The organism is Sphingomonas trueperi (assembly GCF_040545665.1).
GTDB classification, from domain to species: domain Bacteria; phylum Pseudomonadota; class Alphaproteobacteria; order Sphingomonadales; family Sphingomonadaceae; genus Sphingomonas; species Sphingomonas trueperi_B.
Genome location: NZ_JBEPMH010000004.1, coordinates 491,739 through 506,791, shown reverse-complemented (window position 1 = coordinate 506,791; position 15,053 = coordinate 491,739). Strand labels below are relative to the sequence as shown.

Below are 15,053 nucleotides of genomic sequence, written 5' to 3'. Positions count from 1 at the left end.
GTGGTGGGGTTTTTTTTGTTTTTCTTTTTCCCTTGTTTTTCTTAACCCCCCCCCCGTGGGGGGGGGGGTGGGGGGGGGGCCCGAGTCTCACCGAGACCAACATCGGGTCTGGCATCCCTCCACCCCCAACCCCTCCTCCCAGGAGGAGGGGCGAAGAAGAAGGATCACGCCGCGTCCAGCGTTTCCACGGTCAGCCGGTCGTTGGTGTAGACGCACAGCTCGCCGGCGATCGCCATCGCCTTGCGGGCGACCACTTCGGCATCGGGTTCGTACTCGATCAGCGCGCGCGCCGCGGAGAGCGCAAAATTGCCGCCCGAGCCGATCGCCGCGACGGTGCCATGCTCGTGCGCCTCGGGCTCGAGCACGTCGCCATTGCCGGTGATCACCAGCGTGACGTCCCTGTCGGCGACGAGCAGCATCGCCTCCAGATTGCGGAGATATTTGTCGGTCCGCCAGTCCTTGGCGAGCTCGACCGCCGCGCGTAGCAGCTGGCCGTGGTGGCGCTCCAGCTTGGCCTCGAGCCGCTCGAACAGGGTGAAGGCATCGGCGGTGGCGCCGGCGAAGCCCGCGATCACCTTGCCGTCGCCCAGTGGACGCACCTTGCGGGCGTTGGGCTTCATCACGGTGTTTCCGGCCGAAACCTGGCCGTCGCCTGCAATCACCACTTTGCCGGATTTGCGCACGGAAAGGATCGTCGTGCCGTGCCACGCAGCGTTCTTGTCACTCATGGACGCGCATATGGGTGGCGGGTGCGGGCGTGCAAAGGGGGCGTTCCCCTAAGGTCGCGTCCGCGCAACGATCCGGCGATTTCAGGATTGCTTGGGTGTGGCTTGGTCGGGGCGACAGGATTCGAACCTGCGACCCCCACACCCCCAGTGTGATGCGCTACCAGGCTGCGCTACGCCCCGACCGAGGGTGCGCCCTGTATGCCGCTTGGCCGCAGGACGCAACCCCCAAAGCGCGCGCGCTCAGCGATCGAGCGCTTCGAGCCCCATCGCGATCGCGCCCAGCGGCCCCGCCATGTCGCCCAGCCCCGGGGGGCCGACCCGCGTGTCGAGCTCCTCGCAATAGCCCGCCAGCGCGCCATAGCCGTTGATGCTCGCCGCCACCTTCGCGCGCACCGCGCCGAACAGCTGTGGCCGCCGCGTCATCACCCCACCACCGATCGCGATGCGCTCGGGCGCCAGGCTGACGATCAGATTGTGGAGCAGCGCCGCCAGATCGTGCGCGAAATAGTCCCATTCGGGCGCGTCGTCGGCGACATCCTGTCCCGGCCGGCCGAATCGCGCCGCCAGCGCCGGGCCGGAGAGCAGCCCCTCGGCACAATCGCCATGATAGGGGCACCAGCCCTGGAACGTGTCGCCGGGGGCGCGGGCCGAGCGCATATGCCCCGCCTCGCCATGCGCATAGCCCATGATCGGCCGGCCATTGGCGACCAGCCCGACGCCCACCCCGGTGCCGATGGTGATATAGGCGTGGGTCGACAGCCCCGCCGAGGCCCCCCAGCGCGCTTCGGCAAGCGCCGCGCCGTTGACGTCGGTCTGGATCGCCAGCGGCTTGCCGTAGCGCGCGGAGAGGCGGCGGGTAAGATCGGTGTCGTTCCAGCCGGGCTTGGTCGTCGCGATGATCGAGCCGAAATTGGGGCGTGCCGGGTTGAGCTCGATCGGGCCGAAGCTGGCGATGCCGATCGCGTCGAAGGACCAGCCGTCGAGCACCGCCTCGAGTCCGGCGAGCGTGGTCGCCGGATCCGTGGTCGGCACGACATGCTGTTCGCGGATGTCGCCCGGGCCGCTGCCCAAGGTCGCCACGCATTTGGTGCCGCCCAGTTCGAGGCCGGCGATCGACAGGTTCGCAGTCATGCAACCGCGCTAGCGTGCCCCGCCGCGCGGGGGAAGCCCGTGTGCGCTCACCGGTCGCGCGGATGCATGTACTCGCTGAGGCTGACGAACGCGAGCGCCAGGGTGAACACCCCCATCGCCCCCACCACCATGTACAGGTAATTGCTGCCAATGACGTCGAGCATTTCCGCCTCCATCAAAGAAGTGCAGAGATATCCCGTAGTTAACCGCCCTTTACTTTGACGATGATCAAATCCTAGCGTGCGTTCGGGAGGCGGCGTACAGATATGCGAACGACCGCGTACAAGCATCGGAGTTTATGACGGATAGACCCGCCCATGATCCTGCGGCGATGGCGCTGCTGTTCGAGGCGGCGACCGATCGCGGCGTGCTGCTGCTCGACGCGCTGGGCCGGATCGCCAGTTGGAGCCGCGGCGTTGAGCTGCTCGACGGCTGGATGCCCGTTGATCTGGCCGGCGCCGAGGTCGCACTCCATTACCCCCCGGCCGAGGCAAAGGCGTCCAAGCCGAGGCGGGACCTGGAGCGTGCCCGCGCCGCTGGCCGGCTGATCGAGGAAGGCTGGCGCATCCGCCGCGACGGCAGCGAATATCTTGCGGAAGTGCAGCTGACGGCACTGGTCGCTGCAGACGGATCCTTGCGCGGCTATGCCGAGGTGTTTCGCGACATCACCGACCAAAAGGCGTCGCAGACCGCGCTCGCCGGCAGCGCGCTGCACCTGCGCTCGATCCTCGCCACCGTGCCCTCGGCGATGGTGGTGATCGACGACCAGGGCGTCATCCTCTCGTTCAGCGCCGCCGCCGAACGGCTGTTCGGCTGGACGGAGGCGGACGTAATCGGCCGCAACGTCAGCATGCTGATGCCCGCGCCCGACGCGCAACTGCACGACTCCTATCTCTCGCGCTACCTCACCACCGGCGAGCGGCGGGTGATCGGCATCGGCCGCATCGTCGTCGGCCAGCGCCGCGACGGCACCGATTTCCCGATGGAGCTGCAGGTCGGGGAGGCGAGTAGCGAGGGGCAGCGGATCTTCACCGGCTTCATCCGCGACCTCACCGACGAGCAGCGCTCCGAGCTGCGGCTCAAGGAGCTGCAGTCCGAGCTGATTCATGTCTCGCGGCTCTCGGCGATGGGCACCATGGCCTCGACGCTGGCGCACGAGCTCAACCAGCCGCTCACTGCCATCGCCAATTATCTCGAGGCCGGCCGCAACCTGATGGCGCGCGACAACGACGATCCCGAGGATCAGGCGATGATCCAGGAAGCCATGGAGGAGTCGGTCAAGGAAGCGCTGCGCGCGGGCAACATCGTCCGGCGGCTGCGCGAGTTCGTCGCGCGCGGCGAGGCGGACATGGGGCTGGTCGACCTGCCCCGCCTGATCGACGAGGCCAGCCGGCTGGCGCTCACCGGTTCGCGCGAGCTGGGCGTGCGCGCCTTCTACGCACTCGATCCGCACGCCACCGCGGTGCTGTGCGACCGGGTGCAGATCCAGCAGGTGCTGGTCAACCTGATCCGCAACGCGATCGAGGCGATGGCGGAGAGCCCGGTGCGCGAGATCACCATCGGCTCGGAAGTGGCGCCGCGCAATCTGGTCCGCATCTGGGTGGCGGATACCGGCCCGGGCATCGCGCCAGAGCAGGCGCCGCGGCTGTTCCAGGCCTTCGCCACCACCAAGGAGCGCGGCATGGGCCTCGGCCTGTCGATCTGCCGCACCATCGTCGAGGCGCATGGCGGCCGCATCTGGGCGGAGCCCCGCGCCGAGGGGGGCACCATCTTCAACTTCACCCTGATGTCCGCACACGAGGAACCCGCATGAGCGAGCGCAAGCGCATCCACCTGGTCGACGACGAGGAGTCGGTCCGGCGTTCGACGAGCTTCATGCTGCGCACCTCGGGATACGACGTCGACACCTATGGCTCGGGCGTCGATTTCCTGGGGAAGGTGGCCGACGCCAAGCCCGGCTGCATCCTGCTCGACGTGCGCATGCCCGAGATGGACGGGATCGAGGTGCAGGCCGAGCTCGCCAAGCGCGGCGTCAAGCTGCCGGTGATCGTGCTGACCGGGCACGGCGATGTCGGCACCGCCGTGGCGGCGATGAAGGGCGGCGCGATCGACTTCCTCGAAAAGCCGTTCGAGAGGGACGCGCTGGTCGAAGCGCTGGAACGCGGCTTCGAGCGGCTGGAGGAAGGCGATGCCGCGCTTGCCAGCCGGGCGGAGGCGGAACGGCGCATCGCCCTGCTCTCCCCGCGCGAGCAGGACGTGCTGCGCGGGCTGGCGCGCGGCTACCCGAACAAGACCATCGCCTATGACCTGGGCATCTCGCCCCGCACGGTGGAGGTCCACCGCGCCAACGCCATGGCCAAACTGGGTGCGCGCAGCCTTTCCGAAGCGCTGCGGCTCGCCTTTGCCGTCGGGCTGGACGACTAGCGCGGCGCGCCTGTCCCAGCCCCGGCCAACGCAAGCGGCTGGCAAGATGCGCCGCCGCGTGTATGGTCGGCGGGTTTGCTGGCCTGGATTCCGCCGGCGATGGGGACGAACACTTCAGAATGACTCATTTCCCGATCGGCATTTTCGGGGTGCTGGCGATTTTGGCGATCGCCTTCCTGCTTTCCAGCAATCGCCGGGCGATCCGCCTGCGCGTCGTCGGGCCCGCCTTCCTGCTCCAGGCCGGCCTTGCGGTCATCGTGCTGCGCACCGGCTGGGGCCAGGTGGCGCTGCACAGCATGGCAAACGGGGTCTCGGCGCTGCTCGGCTATGCCAGCGCGGGCACCCAGCTACTGTTTGGCAACCTCGCCAAGCCCGAACTGGGCGGGCAGAGCCTCGCGATCGCAGCGCTCCCGGTGATCATCTTCTTCGCCGCCCTCGTCTCGATCCTCTACCATGTCGGCATCATGCAGCTGGTCGTGCGCTGGATCGGCGGCGCGATCGAGAAGGTGACCGGAGTCAGCAAGGTCGAATCGCTCTGCGCGGCGGCGAACATCTTCGTCGGCCAGAGCGAGGCGCCGCTGGTGATCCGCCCCTATCTCGCCCGCCTCACCCCCTCGCAGGTGTTCGCGGTGATGAGCGTCGGCATGGCGGGCGTCGCGGGCACGATCCTCGCCGCTTATGCCAGCCTGCTCGGGCCGGCTTCGCTCCCCTATCTGCTCGCCGCGTCGTTCATGGCGGCGCCGGGCGGGCTGATGATGGCCAAGATCATCATGCCGGACGAGCCCGCCGTCGTCGACGCGCCGATGTCGGGCGAGGACGAGGTGATCCGCGTCGCCGAGGAGGATTTCCAGGAGGAACGCGCCGCCAACATCATCATGGCAGCGGCCAATGGCGCCTCGACCGGCGTGAAGATCGCGGTGGCAGTGGGCGCAATGGTGCTCGCCTTCGTGGCACTGGTGGCGCTCGCCAACGGCCTGCTCGGGATGGTTGGCGGCTGGTTCGGCTATCCGCACCTCAGCTTCCAGGCGATCATCGGGGCGATCTTCGCGCCGGTGATGTACCTGCTCGGCATCTCGTGGCACGAATCGCTCACCGCGGGCGGTCTGTTCGGCACCAAGGTGGTGCTCAACGAGTTCGTCGGCTTCATCGAGCTCGGCAAGGCGACCGACCTGGCGCCGCGTTCCAAGGCGATCATCACCTTCGCGCTGTGCGGCTTCGCCAATTTCAGCTCGATCGCGATCCAGATGGCGACCACCGGCAGCCTGGCGCCCAACCAGCGGCCGGTGATCGCGCGGCTGGGGATCAAGGCGCTGATCGCGGGGAGCCTGGCGAACCTGATGTCGGCGGCGCTCGCGGGGCTGCTGCTGCCGTAGTTCCTCGTGCTCCTGCGAAAGCAGGAGCCCAGGGTAGGAGAGCGAGTCGCCCGCGACCCTGGGCCCCTGCTTTCGCAGGGGCACGGAGGTGACGCAGAAGCTCGGCGTAGCTCTATGCCGATTACCCCCCGCCCATCCCCTCGATCACCTTGCCCGTGCCGCCGCAATTCGGGCAAACGCCACCGTCGATCCGGCCCGACCCGCCGCAGCGGCGGCAGATATCCTCGCCGGTGCCGGGCGTGCCGGGGGCGGCGTCGTCGCCGGGGTTGAGGGGTTCGGCCATGGGTCTTGCTCCTATCCGTCGAGATGTATGGCGAGCCAAACGCTCGGCCGGTCACGCGCGGTCCATGTCACCCAATGTTTCTGGCCGGCGGCGATCAGCAGATGGTCGCCCGGGCCCAGCCGCACCTCGGCCGAATCCTCGATCCGAATCCCCGCAGCGCCTTCGAGCACCACCACCCATTCGTCCCAGTCCTGCACCATCGGCGCATCCCCGGGCGTCGCCTGCCCGCGCGAGACGATCCGCTCGATCCGCACCCCCGGGCGCTTGAGCAAATCGGTGAACACCTCCTCGTCGTTCGCCTCGGGCAGGTCGCGCAACAGGTTCGCGACCTCGGGCTTGAAGCGCGGCCTGGGCGGCGGTGCGGGCTTGGGCTTGGGAGCAGGCTTCGGCTTGGCCGGGCGCCTGGGCCCCGGCGTGGTCTCGACCGACGTGCTCCAGTCGCTCCGCACACCCCCGCGCAGGAAATCGCGGATCGCCTCGGCATCCGCCGTCAGCCCGTCGGCCCCGAAGCCGAACACCTCCGCCCCGCCCGCATCCTTCAGCCCATACAACCCGAAGTCGCCCCCGGCCTTGCGCCGCCGTGACTTGACCAGCTTCAGCCCGCGATGCGTCGCCATCGCCCGCAGCTCGTCGTCCTGTTCCGCCACACGGCCCTCCCTTGGATTCCCGGCCCAAACGCGCCAATAGCCACGCATGCCCCGTTTCCAGTTCACCATCCACGCCACCGACGGCAAGGCGCGCCGCGGCACCATCGCCATGCAGCGCGGCGAGATCCGCACCCCGGCCTTCATGCCGGTCGGCACCGCCGCCACCGTCAAGGCGGTGAAGCCGCAGGACGTGCGCGCCAGCGGCGCCGACATCCTGCTCGGCAACACCTATCACCTGATGCTGCGCCCCACCGCCGAGCGCGTCGCGCGGCTGGGCGGGCTGCACAAGTTCATGGGCTGGGACCGGCCGATCCTCACCGATTCGGGTGGCTATCAGGTGATGAGCCTGTCCGAACTCACCAAGCGCAGCGAGGAAGGCGTCGCCTTCGCCTCGCACCTCGACGGCTCGCGCCACATGATGAGCCCCGAGCGCTCGATGGAGATCCAGCGGCTGCTGGGCTCGGACATCGTCATGGCGTTCGACGAGTTGGTGCCGACCACCTCGGCCCGCGACGTGCAGGCCAAGGCGATGGAGCGCTCGATGCGCTGGGCCAGGCGCAGCCGCGCCGGCTTCGATTCGGGCGAGGACCATGCCGCCCGCGCCGCGCTGTTCGGCATCCAGCAGGGTGCGCTCGACGAGGGCCTGCGCAAGGCCAGCGCCGACGCGCTGAAGGATATCGGCTTCGACGGCTATGCGGTCGGCGGCCTCGCGGTGGGCGAGGGCCAGGAGGCGATGTTCGGCGTGCTCGACTATGCCCCCGGCCAGCTCGACGAAGCCAAGCCGCGCTACCTGATGGGCGTCGGCAAGCCCGACGACATCGTCGGCGCGGTCGAGCGCGGCATCGACATGTTCGATTGCGTGCTGCCGACCCGCTCGGGCCGCACCGGCCAGGCGTTCACGCGCGAAGGGCCGATCAACATCCGCAACGCGAAGTTCGCCGAGGACCAGGGCCCGCTCGATCCCGCCTGCGCCTGCCCGGTCTGCAGCACCTGGAGCCGCGCCTATATCCACCACCTCGTCCGCGCCGGCGAGATCCTGGGCGCGATGCTGATGACCGAGCATAATCTCTGGTTCTACCAGGCCCTGATGGCGGACCTGCGCGCGGCGATCGAGGAACAGCGGCTCACCGCCTTCGCCAACGACTTCCGCGCGAGGTACCTGGCGAAGCAGGGCTGAAACCGCCAGCTTTTCCGTGACAGGCGCCGCCCCGCCCCTCTAGGCTCCCGCCAAACGGGAGAGGGGCGGCGCATGCGACAGTTCGGCATCGGTTTGGCGGTGGTGCTCGCCGTGGCGGCACCTGCGCAGGCGGCGGGCGACCCGGTGGTCGAGAAGCAGCGGCTGATCGTCCTCTCGGACATCGAGGCCGAGGCGGACGACAGCCAGTCGCTGATCCGCCTGCTGCTCTACGCCAACGAGATCGACATCGAGGGGCTGATCGCCACCACCTCGATCTGGCTGAAGACCGATCCGCAGCCCGAGACGATGCGCCGGATCGTCGCCGGCTATGGCAAGGTCCAGCCCAACCTGCTGCGCCACGCGCCCGGCTATCCCTCTGCCGCCCAGTTGCTGGCGCTGATCCAGAGCGGCCAGCCCGGCTATGGCATGGCCGGCGTCGGCGCGGGCAAGGACAGCGCCGGGTCGGCGCTGCTCCTCCGCGCGCTCGAACGCCCCGATCCGCGGCCGCTCTGGGTGGCGGTGTGGGGCGGCGCGAACACGCTGGCACAGGCGCTCCACACCTTGCGCGCCACCCGCAGCCCGGCCGAGGCGGCCCGGCTGATCGCCAAGCTGCGCGTCTACACCATCTCCGACCAGGACGATTCGGGCGCCTGGTTGCGCCGGGAATTCCCGAACCTCTTCTACATCGTCAGCACCGGCCCCTACAGCAACGGCAGCTGGACGGGCATGAGCACCCCGATCGAGGGGATCGACAACGGGTCGGTCTCCAACGACTGGATCGCCCGCAACATCCAGCAGGGCCACGGCCCCATGGGCGCGCTCTATCCCGACGTCGCCTGGACGATGGAGGGCGACACACCCTCGTTCCTCAACCTTATCCCGACCGGCCTCGGCGACCCCGAGCATCCCGAATGGGGCGGCTGGGGCGGTCGCTACGAGCGCTATGTCCCCCGCCCCTTCCCGCCCGGCGAGACGGTGACCGGCGGCATCCCGCTCGCGCCCGAGACGCGGCCGATCTGGACCAACGCCGACGACGCCTACACGCCGATGGTGCCGACGCCCTATTCGCGGCCGGTCGCGTCGGAGAAGAGCTTTCGCGGGCCGATGGTGACGGTGTGGCGCTGGCGCGCGGCCTATCAGAACGACATGGCCGCGCGCATCGCCTGGACGACGCGTCCGTTCGCCGAGGCCAACCACCCGCCGGTCCCCCACCTCGCCCATTCCGATCGGCTGACCGTCCGTTCGGGCGAGACGATCGTGCTGGATGCGTCCCCAAGCACCGATCCAGACGGCGACAGCCTGTCCTTCGCCTGGTTCCCCTATCCCGAGGCGGGCAGCTGGAAGCAGCCGGTGCCGATCAACCGTCCCGAAAACATCTACCGCGCCAACGCGACGGCACCCGTAGTGGAGAAGCCCGAGACGGTGCATTTCGTCGTCGCGGTGACCGACAAGGGCACGCCGGCGCTCACCCGGTATCGGCGCGTCATCGTCACGGTTCTGCCGTCAGCCGACGGGATCCGCCGCGGAAGCTAGCGTGCGGCTGATGGCAAGGATTTGTGGAGAGCGGTCATACGCTATGTCATCAAAACTGAATTCAGACGGCCTCAGGCGGCGGACGGGCGTGTGTTCGGCGACGAATTCCCGAGCGGTGTCGCGGCGCATCGCCTGTCCGCAGTCGAGGTAGAGCGGCATCGATATCTCCCTCTCCCGCCTGCGGGAGAGGGCCGGGGTGAGGGTGAGTCGGGCGAAGGAGAGGGCCGCATTCGTCCCACACACCCTCACCCTTCCGCCGCCTGTCGGCGGCTCCCTCCCTCTCCCGCAGGCGGGAGAGGGAAAGTCCGTACCCGGGGCTTAACCAGTCGCCTAGCTACGCCGCGCCGAACTGCAGCGAAGCAACCCACCTTCCCAACCCCTTCGGAACGATACGGAATTGAGGACCACCCCGTGCACCCATAGGTTCTCCCCCGCCAAGCCCGTTCCAACGGGTGCGCGACGCTGCCGGATCGGAACCCATGGAAGCTGCCTTCTCCATCGACGTCGACGCGTCCAACAGCCTCGTCCGCATCGTGATGTCCGGCTTCTTCGCGGTGGAGGACATCGTCCGCTTCGTGGCGGCGCGGGACCAGGCGCATCGCCAACTGACATGCGCGCCCAACGCGCATGTCACGCTGGTCGATATCCGCGGGATGAAGATCCAGTCGCAGGACAGCGTCGAATCGTTCAAGCATGTGCTGAACAACCCCAAATTCGCCTCGCGGCGCCTCGCCATCGTCGTCGCCCAGTCGCTGGCGCGGATGCAGATCAAGCGGGCAGCGAGCGACCGCGAGGCCTATTATTTCGACAGCATCGAGGGCGCCGAAGCCTGGCTGCTGGCGCCCGATGCGGCGGCTGCCGAAGCAGCGCTCGAATCGGTAGGCCATGCCTGAATCTCACCTGCTGGGCAGCCGCGGCAAATTGCGTCGACCGCATGTCCTCCGGCGTCCTGCGGGCCTATAAGCAAGGCAGGTCCCCTCGCCAACGGAGTTCCCTTGCCGCCCCTCCCGCACCCCGAGCAGCGCCAGCGGATCCTCTTCTACCTGCCGATGGTGACCAACTGGTGGTTCGTCCACATCGTCGAGCCGATGCTGCGCCGCCTTGGCGAGCGCCATGAGGTCCATGTCCTCGCCCCCGCGCCCTGGCGTGGCACCGGCATCGGCCAGGACGAGCTCGCCCGCTGCGCGGACCTGCCGGAGCTGCGCTGGTACATCATGGACGGCCCCGACCATCCCAGCACCCGCACCGCGCCCGAGGATGCCGAGGGGCTGATCGGCTTTGTCCGCGATCTCGCGCCCGACATGGTGCTGTGCCGCACCGCCGATTACGAAACCACGCGCCACTTCCCCGGCACCGTCCGCCTGCTGATGGAGGGGCGCTACGAGCCCTTCGCGCCGCCGCCGCGCTGGATTTTGCTCGCCGAGCGCCCGCACGACCATGGCCTGCTCGCGGAGATGACGCCCGCCGAGGCCGATCGCCTGCGGGCCATGATCGCGCCTGCCTGGGAGCGGCTCCAGCGCAGCCTCGCGCCCGCGCCGGACGAGCGCGCCATGCTGTTCGCGCGGCTCGGTATGCCCGCGGATCGCCCGCTGCTGCTCCTCCCGCTCGAATGCGAGACCGAGGACAATTTCTTCGCGATGCACCGGCTGGGCACCAAGCCCAATGCCGCGCTGGTTCGCGAACTGTCGGCCCTACTGGGCGATCGGTGCACGCTGGCGGTGACCAACCACCCGCTCAACGATGCGCATGTCGATGCCGCCGCGCTCATCGAGGCAGTGGGCGATTGCGACAATGTCGTGCTGCTGCCGCCCCGGATCGGCATGCAGCCCGCGACCCTGGCGATGGCCCGCCACGCCGACGGCATGCTGGTCGGCGACTCCAAGACCTTTGCGCTGGCCGCGTTCTTCGGGGTGCCGATGCATCGTCACTCGCGCTTCGACAGCGGCGGGTGGCTGAACGCCTATGGCGCGCTGGCGCCGTTCGTGGCCGGCGTCGCCGCCGGCACCGCGCGGCGCCCCGATCTCGAAGCGGCGCGGCTCTGGTTCGCGCAATATCTGCTGAACGATGCCTTCGATCCGCTGGCGCCCGGGGACGATCTGCTCGCCCGCCTTGCCCGGCCGTTCGATCCGGATCGCTGGGAGGCGGCGCTAACGCGGCTGGCGCGCACCCTGCCGGCGCTGTTCGCCGAGGAAGCTCAGGCGAGCGGGTAGAGCGCGCCCGCCACCCAGCGCAGCTCGGCGCGGAGCACGCCCCAGGCGCGCGCCGCCGCGCGGCTGTCCATCGCCTCGATGCCGATGCCGCGCTTCTCCAGCGCCTTCACCAGGGAGAGCGGCGGCCGGATCAGCGTGGCGCCGGTGCCGAGCAGCAGGAATTCCGGCTGCGGATCCAGCGCGAAGGCGGGTTGGAGGTCCGCCTCGGTCAGCTCGGCCACCGTCGGGGGCGACCATCCGTCCGCGCGCTGCGGCGTGATGATCAGCCCGTGATAGACATTCTCGTCGACGCGAAAGCCGCCGCCGGAAAACCCGGAGATCAGCGGTCCTTCTGCGCTACGCCGCTCGATCTTCACGTCAGGGACGCTCGCGCGGCGCCACGCGCTCGGCATTGTCGGCGATCGAATCGCCCTTTTCGGGCTTCACGCCGGGCTTGAGGCCGAGCGTGATCAGCAGCGAGGACGAGACGTAGATCGACGAATAGGTGCCGACCACGATGCCGAGCATCATCGCCGAGGTGAAGCCGCGCAGCACGTGCCCGCCGAACACCAGCAGCGACGCCAGCGCGAGCAGGATGGTGAGCGAGGTCATCACGGTACGCGGCAGCGTCTCGTTGACCGAGAGGTCGATCAGCTCGCTCATCCCCATCTTGCGGTACTTGCGCATGTTCTCGCGGATGCGGTCGTCGATCACCATCTTGTCGTTGATCGAATAGCCGATGATCGTCAGCACCGCGGCGACGATGTTCAGGTCGAACACCATGCCGGTCACCGCGAAGAAGCCGAGCGTCATCAGCACGTCGTGCAGGATGGCGACCGCGGTGGAGACGCCGAACTGCCATTCGTAGCGCAGCCAGGAGAAGATCGCGATGCCGATGATCGCCAGCGCCACCGCGAGCACGCCGTTGCGGATCAGCTCGTTCGAAACCTTGCCGGAAACGGTCGAGTAGGTGGAGAAGGTCGCGCCCGGGAACTTGGCCGCCACCGCGCCCTTGACCCGCTCGACCATCGCGTTGGTCGCGCCCGCATCGTTCGACTTGGGCACCGGCAGGCGGATGGTGACGACGTTCTTGCCGCCCATGTCCTGAAGGACCGCCTCGCCATAGCCGAGCTCGTTCACCGTCGAGCGCAGCTCGTCGAGCGGGGGCGCCGAGGTGAATTTTTCCTCGATCGACACGCCGCCGACGAAGTCGACGCCGAAGTTGAGGCCATGCACCGCGACCAGACCGATCGCGGCGACGGTCAGCAGCGCGGTGACCGCGAACGCGATGAACCGGATGCGGACGAAGCCGATATTGGTGTTGTCGGGTACGATCTTGAGGAGCCGCATGTCGGCGCTTCCTTAAATATGGATCTCGCTCGGGCGCTTGCGGCGCAGCCAGAGCGTGACGAGCATGCGCGTGAACACCACGGCGGTGAAGACGGAGCTGGCGATGCCGATCAGCAGCACCACCGCGAAGCCGCGGATCGGGCCCGAACCGAGCACCAGCATGATCGCGCCGGCGATCGCGTGGGTGACGTTGGCCTCGAAGATGGTGCGGCTGGCTTCCTTGTAGCCGAGCTCGACCGCCTGCATCACGCTGCGGCCGCGGCGACGTTCCTCGCGGATACGCTCGTTGATCAGCACGTTGGCATCGACCGCTGTACCGATGGTCAGCACGAAGCCGGCGATGCCGGGCAGCGTCAGCGTCGCGCTGAGCATGCCCATCACTGCCAGGATCACCAGCACGTTGAGCGTCACGGCGATATTCGCATAGACGCCGAAGCGGCCATAGGTGAGCACCATGAACACGATCACCGCGACGATCGCGATCACCGACGCGGTGACGCCGGCGCGGATCGAGTCGTTGCCGAGCTCGGGGCTGACGGTCGATTCCTGCACGACCTTCAGGTTGATCGGCAGCTTGCCCGAACGCAGCGCGATGGCGAGCTGGTTGGCGCTGTCCACGGTGAAGCCCCCCGAGATCGAAGCGCTGCCGCCGAGGATCGGCTCGTTGATGTTCGGCGCCGAGATCACCTTGTTGTCGACGATGATCGCGAACGGCTTCTGCGTATTTTCGGTGGTCACCCGAGCGAAGCGCTTGGCGCCGGCGCCGTCCAGCTGCAGCGTCACGTCGGGACGGCCCTGCTGGTCGTAGCTCTGCTTCGCGTCGACCAGCATGTCGCCGGTGATCATCGCGGTGCGGTTGACCACGATCGGCGCGCCATTCTCGTACTGGAGCAGCTGCGAGGTGACGGGGATGTCGTTCGAGGCGATCTGCTGCGGGGTCACGCTGGTGTCGACCAGCTTGAATTCCAGCTTGGCAGTCTTGCCGAGCAGCGCCTTGAGCTGGCTGGGATCCTGGAGGCCGGGGACCTGCACGACGATGCGGTTGCTGCCTTCGCGGATCACGGTCGGCTCTCGGGTGCCGAGCGCGTTGATACGCTTGTCGACCACTTCGCGCGCGTCGTTCATCGCGGTTTCGATCTGCTGCGCCAGCCCCGCCTGGGTGGGGGTCAGCACGAAGCGGGTCGAATCGACGACCTGGATTTCCCAGTCACGCTGGCCGGTGGTGCCGACGCCGTTGGTCATCGGCAGCAGCTTCTCGCGCGCCGCATCCACCTTGCCGGGATCGCGGACCATGAAGCTCAGCTTGCCGCCGGCGATCGAGATGTCGCCGATTTCCACGCGCGGGTCGCGGCGCATCGCCAGGCGGACCTGCTCGCGCATCTGCTCGAGCTTGGTCTGCTGCACGTCGCTCGTATCGCCCTCGAGGAGCAGGTACGAACCGCCCGCGAGATCGAGGCCGAGGTTGACGGCGGGCTTGGGCACCCAGTGCGGCCAGGTGTTGCGGATGCTCTCCGGCACCAGGCTCGGCACCGCGAGCAGGACCATCAGGGCAAGGCCGAGGGTGATCGACCAGACCTTCCAGCGCGGGAAATCCAGCATCAGTCGTTCGCAGGCTTGGCGCCGTGCGGGCGCACTTCGGCGAGCGTCGACTTGATCGCGCGGACCTTCACGTTGGGGCCGAGTTCGATCTCGACTTCCGTCTCGTCGACCTTGGTGACCTTGCCGATCAGGCCGCCGGCGGTGATCACGGTGTCGTTCTTCTTCACCGCCTTGAGCGAATCCTGCAGGGTCCGCATCCGCTTCTGCTGCGGGCGGATCATCAGGAAGTAGAAGACGATGAAGATCAGGACGAGCGGCGCTACCGACGCGATCCCGGCCAGAGTGCTACCCTGACCAGCCGCGCCTGCGGCCTGTGCATATGCTGGAGTGGCGAACATGGGTTCCCGAAAAGCCTGAAGTTAGGGACGCGGAATGGCCCCATTCAAGCCGCGGGCGCTACCATGCGAGGGATGAGGGCGCAACTATAAGGGGGCGCGGCGGGATTTCCGGAATTGGACGATCTTGCGGCTTGCACCTCGCGGTAGTGCGTTTCCTCCCCCGCCAGGGGGAGGCGGCGACGGAGGGGGAGGACGCCAGAACCTCGCGGGCCGTCGTGCTTCCTCACCCTCCGACCTGCTGCGCAGCCGACCTCCCCCTGGCGGGGGAGGATACGCCTTCA

16 protein-coding genes and 1 tRNA gene are annotated in these 15,053 nt (G+C 68.3%); 7 read left to right on the top strand and 10 right to left on the bottom strand.

Going from position 1 to position 15,053, the window contains the following annotated elements:
* Positions 1-164: 164 nt before the first annotated feature.
* The 3 genes from hslV to ABIC65_RS15775 all read right to left on the bottom strand — a co-directional run bounded on the left by hslV (position 165) and on the right by ABIC65_RS15775 (position 1,859).
* A complete protein-coding gene (hslV, locus tag ABIC65_RS15785; RefSeq protein WP_354310006.1) occupies positions 165-728 on the bottom strand; it encodes an ATP-dependent protease subunit HslV in 564 nt (187 codons plus the stop codon).
* A 103-nt stretch (positions 729-831) separates the two neighbouring features.
* Positions 832-908: transfer RNA gene (locus ABIC65_RS15780), tRNA-Pro, on the bottom strand.
* A 60-nt stretch (positions 909-968) separates the two neighbouring features.
* Positions 969-1,859 carry an ROK family protein gene (locus ABIC65_RS15775; RefSeq protein ID WP_354310004.1) on the bottom strand — a complete coding sequence of 297 codons (891 nt, stop codon included), beginning with the start codon at positions 1,857-1,859 and terminating at the stop codon, positions 969-971.
* A 298-nt stretch (positions 1,860-2,157) separates the two neighbouring features.
* Between ABIC65_RS15775 and ABIC65_RS15770 the strand changes: the two genes are divergently transcribed.
* The 3 genes from ABIC65_RS15770 (at position 2,158) to ABIC65_RS15760 (ending at position 5,656) form a co-directional block, all read left to right on the top strand.
* A complete protein-coding gene (locus ABIC65_RS15770; RefSeq protein ID WP_354310003.1) occupies positions 2,158-3,672 on the top strand; it encodes a PAS domain-containing sensor histidine kinase in 1,515 nt (504 codons plus the stop codon).
* Entirely contained in the window at positions 3,669-4,283 is a 615-nt protein-coding gene (locus ABIC65_RS15765; RefSeq protein WP_354310001.1) for a response regulator transcription factor, read from the top strand. Before ABIC65_RS15770 ends, ABIC65_RS15765 begins: the two co-directional genes overlap by 4 nt.
* A 119-nt stretch (positions 4,284-4,402) precedes the next feature.
* A complete protein-coding gene (locus ABIC65_RS15760; protein ID WP_354309999.1) occupies positions 4,403-5,656 on the top strand; it encodes a NupC/NupG family nucleoside CNT transporter in 1,254 nt (417 codons plus the stop codon).
* 121 nt (positions 5,657-5,777) lie between these two features.
* Here ABIC65_RS15760 and ABIC65_RS15755 read toward each other — a convergent pair whose 3' ends face one another.
* Positions 5,778-5,939: a hypothetical protein gene (locus ABIC65_RS15755; RefSeq protein WP_354309997.1), complete on the bottom strand. Its 162-nt coding sequence runs from the start codon at positions 5,937-5,939 to the stop codon at positions 5,778-5,780.
* A gap of 11 nt (positions 5,940-5,950) precedes the next feature.
* On the bottom strand, positions 5,951-6,586 hold the full coding sequence (locus ABIC65_RS15750) for a cupin domain-containing protein (RefSeq protein ID WP_354309995.1): 636 nt from the start codon (positions 6,584-6,586) through the stop codon (positions 5,951-5,953).
* A gap of 46 nt (positions 6,587-6,632) precedes the next feature.
* Between ABIC65_RS15750 and tgt the strand changes: the two genes are divergently transcribed.
* Together tgt and ABIC65_RS15740 are read left to right on the top strand one after the other, a co-directional pair.
* Complete coding sequence (tgt, locus tag ABIC65_RS15745) at positions 6,633-7,763, top strand: tRNA guanosine(34) transglycosylase Tgt (RefSeq protein WP_354309993.1); 1,131 nt, start codon at positions 6,633-6,635, stop codon at positions 7,761-7,763.
* Between the two features lie 72 nt (positions 7,764-7,835).
* A complete protein-coding gene (locus ABIC65_RS15740; RefSeq protein ID WP_354309991.1) occupies positions 7,836-9,296 on the top strand; it encodes a DUF1593 domain-containing protein in 1,461 nt (486 codons plus the stop codon).
* Here the strand turns inward: ABIC65_RS15740 and ABIC65_RS15735 are convergent.
* Positions 9,267-9,455 carry a hypothetical protein gene (locus ABIC65_RS15735; RefSeq protein ID WP_354309990.1) on the bottom strand — a complete coding sequence of 63 codons (189 nt, stop codon included), beginning with the start codon at positions 9,453-9,455 and terminating at the stop codon, positions 9,267-9,269. The genes ABIC65_RS15740 and ABIC65_RS15735 overlap by 30 nt on opposite strands.
* A 320-nt stretch (positions 9,456-9,775) precedes the next feature.
* Between ABIC65_RS15735 and ABIC65_RS15730 the strand changes: the two genes are divergently transcribed.
* Together ABIC65_RS15730 and ABIC65_RS15725 are read left to right on the top strand one after the other, a co-directional pair.
* A complete protein-coding gene (locus ABIC65_RS15730) occupies positions 9,776-10,189 on the top strand; it encodes a hypothetical protein (protein ID WP_354309988.1) in 414 nt (137 codons plus the stop codon).
* 102 nt (positions 10,190-10,291) lie between these two features.
* Positions 10,292-11,506 carry a hypothetical protein gene (locus ABIC65_RS15725; RefSeq protein ID WP_354309987.1) on the top strand — a complete coding sequence of 405 codons (1,215 nt, stop codon included), beginning with the start codon at positions 10,292-10,294 and terminating at the stop codon, positions 11,504-11,506.
* On the opposite strand, the gene ABIC65_RS15720 is transcribed toward ABIC65_RS15725, so the two are convergent.
* From ABIC65_RS15720 to yajC, 4 genes are read right to left on the bottom strand one after another with little or no spacing between them, the layout of a single operon-like run.
* Positions 11,491-11,862 carry an Mth938-like domain-containing protein gene (locus tag ABIC65_RS15720; RefSeq protein WP_354309985.1) on the bottom strand — a complete coding sequence of 124 codons (372 nt, stop codon included), beginning with the start codon at positions 11,860-11,862 and terminating at the stop codon, positions 11,491-11,493. The two genes, ABIC65_RS15725 and ABIC65_RS15720, sit on opposite strands and share 16 nt — an antisense overlap.
* 1 nt (position 11,863) lies before the next feature.
* Positions 11,864-12,835: a protein translocase subunit SecF gene (gene secF / locus ABIC65_RS15715; RefSeq protein WP_354309983.1), complete on the bottom strand. Its 972-nt coding sequence runs from the start codon at positions 12,833-12,835 to the stop codon at positions 11,864-11,866.
* 12 nt (positions 12,836-12,847) lie between these two features.
* Complete coding sequence (gene secD, locus ABIC65_RS15710; RefSeq protein WP_354309981.1) at positions 12,848-14,434, bottom strand: protein translocase subunit SecD; 1,587 nt, start codon at positions 14,432-14,434, stop codon at positions 12,848-12,850.
* Entirely contained in the window at positions 14,434-14,772 is a 339-nt protein-coding gene (gene yajC, locus ABIC65_RS15705; protein WP_121072106.1) for a preprotein translocase subunit YajC, read from the bottom strand. The genes secD and yajC overlap by 1 nt, the downstream gene beginning before the upstream one ends.
* Positions 14,773-15,053 lie beyond the last annotated feature (281 nt).